Source organism: Streptomyces sp. NPDC005262, assembly GCF_042872425.1.
In the GTDB taxonomy this organism is placed as follows: Bacteria; Actinomycetota; Actinomycetes; order Streptomycetales; family Streptomycetaceae; genus Streptomyces.
The window spans coordinates 1-1,522 of record NZ_JBIAKK010000039.1 but is presented as its reverse complement, the minus strand read 5'-3'; the positions used below and the strand labels follow the sequence as shown (position 1 = coordinate 1,522).

General features: G+C 56.0%; 1 rRNA gene (cut by a window edge). It reads left to right on the top strand.

From position 1 onward, the window contains the following. Positions 1-1,500, top strand: a 23S ribosomal RNA gene (locus ACFYP5_RS38585) (it extends 1,722 nt beyond the left edge of the window). Positions 1,501-1,522 lie beyond the last annotated feature (22 nt).

The following is a 1,522-nucleotide window of genomic DNA, read 5'->3' as shown; positions in this document are numbered from 1 at the left end:
GTATAGGTAAGCGATGGGGTGACGCAGGAAGGTAGTCCAGCCCGGGCGGTGGTAGTCCCGGGGTAAGGGTGTAGGGCGTGTGGTAGGTAAATCCGTCACACTTGTGCCTGAGACCTGATGCCGAGCCGATTGTGGTGAAGTGGATGATCCTATGCTGTCGAGAAAAGCCTCTAGCGAGTTTCATGGCGGCCCGTACCCTAAACCGACTCAGGTGGTCAGGTAGAGAATACCGAGGCGTTCGGGTGAACTATGGTTAAGGAACTCGGCAAAATGCCCCCGTAACTTCGGGAGAAGGGGGGCCATCACTGGTGATTGGATTTACTCCATGAGCTGGGGGTGGCCGCAGAGACCAGCGAGAAGCGACTGTTTACTAAAAACACAGGTCCGTGCGAAGCCGTAAGGCGATGTATACGGACTGACGCCTGCCCGGTGCTGGAACGTTAAGGGGACCGGTTAGCTGACTTTCGGGTCGGCGAAGCTGAGAACTTAAGCGCCAGTAAACGGCGGTGGTAACTATAACCATCCTAAGGTAGCGAAATTCCTTGTCGGGTAAGTTCCGACCTGCACGAATGGCGTAACGACTTCTCGACTGTCTCAACCATAGGCCCGGTGAAATTGCACTACGAGTAAAGATGCTCGTTTCGCGCAGCAGGACGGAAAGACCCCGGGACCTTTACTACAGTTTGATATTGGTGTTCGGTTCGGCTTGTGTAGGATAGGTGGGAGACTTTGAAGCAGCCACGCCAGTGGTTGTGGAGTCGCCGTTGAAATACCACTCTGGTCGTGCTGGATGTCTAACCTAGGTCCGTGATCCGGATCAGGGACAGTGTCTGATGGGTAGTTTAACTGGGGCGGTTGCCTCCTAAAGAGTAACGGAGGCGCCCAAAGGTTCCCTCAGCCTGGTTGGCAATCAGGTGTTGAGTGTAAGTGCACAAGGGAGCTTGACTGTGAGACCGACGGGTCGAGCAGGGACGAAAGTCGGGACTAGTGATCCGGCAGTGGCTTGTGGAAGCGCTGTCGCTCAACGGATAAAAGGTACCCCGGGGATAACAGGCTGATCTTCCCCAAGAGTCCATATCGACGGGATGGTTTGGCACCTCGATGTCGGCTCGTCGCATCCTGGGGCTGGAGTCGGTCCCAAGGGTTGGGCTGTTCGCCCATTAAAGCGGTACGCGAGCTGGGTTTAGAACGTCGTGAGACAGTTCGGTCCCTATCCGCTGCGCGCGTAGGAATATTGAGAAGGGCTGTCCCTAGTACGAGAGGACCGGGACGGACGAACCTCTGGTGTGCCAGTTGTCCTGCCAAGGGCATGGCTGGTTGGCTACGTTCGGAAAGGATAACCGCTGAAAGCATCTAAGCGGGAAGCCTGCTTCGAGATGAGTATTCCCACCCCCTTTGAGGGGTTAAGGCTCCCAGTAGACGACTGGGTTGATAGGCCAGATGTGGAAGCCCGGCAACGGGTGGAGCTGACTGGTACTAATAGGCCGAGGGCTTGTCCTCAGTTGCTCGCGTCCACTGTGTT